This window comes from Okeania sp. SIO2F4 (genome assembly GCF_010672385.1).
In the GTDB taxonomy this organism is placed as follows: Bacteria; Cyanobacteriota; Cyanobacteriia; order Cyanobacteriales; family Microcoleaceae; genus Trichodesmium.
The window spans coordinates 1-1,883 of sequence record NZ_JAAHGT010001299.1 but is presented as its reverse complement, the minus strand read 5'-3'; the positions used below and the strand labels follow the sequence as shown (position 1 = coordinate 1,883).

Sequence of the window (1,883 nt, the reverse complement as noted above, 5' to 3'; positions counted from 1 at the left end):
AATCCTTAATTATTGGAGTTAATAAGTATCGATTAATATTAACTCTTGAAATTGGGATGATATTTTTTCTACCCAGTTACAATAGATTGATTTTACTCAATAACTTTAACTAGATCTCCATCTTTGATGAAGCCGCCACCTGATACTACTACACTATCGCCTAATTTTAAACCTTCTTTGATTTCAATTTTGGCATTAGTTATATCGCTATTTTTACTCAAGATTTTTCCTACTTCCACAGGTACAGCTTTAACTTGATTATTATCTTGCAAAACATAAACAATAGATTTTCCATCTGCTTGAGGTAATACTGCTTTGGCTGGAATTTTTAATCTTTGATTTGTCGCCGTTGTAATTGTTGCTCGTAAAAACATTCCTGGTCGTAATAAATTACTTTTAGGTAGGTCTATTTTGACAGTTGCTTCGCGAGTTTCTTGATTAACTAATGGTGCTATTTCTCTGACTATTCCTGACATTTTGATCCGACTATCAGCATCTGATGTAATTTGAACTTTTGTACCTATTTTAACTTGTGGTAATTGAGTTTCTGGTACTTCTAATTGTAGTTCTAATTGATTGTTTTTAATAATTGAAAACAACATTTTACTACTAGAAGTCACATCTCCAACACGAGCTATCCGTTCCGCTATTATGCCATTTGCTGGTGCTTTGACTAAAGTCTGTGCTAGTTGAGTTTGTTTCTCTTCTACACGAGCTTCATCACTGCTAACATTTGCCATAGCGCTGTCAATATTTGATAATGCACTTTCAACTTCTGCTCTAGCACTACTTACATTAGCTTTGGCGCTATTAACTTTGGCTTGAGTACTCCGTAGTTGAGCCATTGCACTACTGAGACTCGCTTGTGCACTTTCTACTCTAGCTTTGGCACTTTTAACATTAGCTTCAGCAATATCAACTTTAGCTTTGGCGCTACTAATATTAGCTTCAGCAATATCAACTTTGGCTTTGGCGCTATCAATGTTAGCATCAGCAATTTCAACTTTGGCTTTAGCACTATTAATATTAGCTTCAGCAACTCGCACCCCTTCGGTTGCTGTTTTCACCGTAGTGCTACGAGTTTCTAATTCTTGAGAAGAAATAACACCCTCCGCTCTTAGGGTTTGATATCTCTCAAAATCTCTCATTGCTTGTTCTTTGTTGGCTTTAGCTTCTGCTAACTTTGCTTCAGTTTGAGCAACAGATGCTAGAGCATCATTACGACTTGCTTGGGTTTGTTTGAGAGCAGCAACAGCATCATTACGACTTGCTTGAGTTTGTTTAAGAGCAGCAACAGCATCATCTCGACTTGCTTGGGTTTGCTTTAAACCAGCTATCGCTTCATCTCTTCCTGCTTCAGCTTGAGCTATAGCAGCTTTGACACCATCGCGATCTGCAATTGCTTGTTCCCAAGCGGCAATTGCTTGCTCTACTCCTACTTTTGTTTTACTGTGAGCAGCTCTTCTTTGCTCTACTTGACTATTAGCAGATGCTACTTGAGATTTAGCCTGGGTAATTTGTGACTTCAAAACGGAGTCATCTAAAATTGCCATTACTTGAGCTTGAGTAACTTTTTCTCCTTCATCTACTAATACTTGTTGAATTTGTAACCCATTCGCTTGTGGTAACACTGGTAATAGATCGAAAGCAACAACGTTACCGGTAGCATCAAGGGTGCGTTCTACTGTTGCTAATTCTACAGTTGCTACTGTCACACTCATAGTTGGAGTCAAGTTAGTCTCGACTGGACTTTTAATGGTTTGTGTAGAAGTGGTATTAGCTTCCGTATTTTGCTTTGGTTTCGAAAGTAGCTGCATACTTATCACACTAGCAACTATACCAATGGCAATACCAACAATTAATCCTTGCCATCTCCCTCTCTT

1 protein-coding gene is annotated in these 1,883 nt (G+C 38.0%); it reads right to left on the bottom strand.

Going from position 1 to position 1,883, the window contains the following annotated elements; translation table 11 throughout:
• Nucleotides 1-92 precede the first annotated feature (92 nt).
• Nucleotides 93-1,883, bottom strand: a 1,791-nt coding sequence (locus F6K22_RS39840) for an efflux RND transporter periplasmic adaptor subunit (RefSeq protein ID WP_293110586.1), incomplete at its 5' end; no start/stop codon positions are given.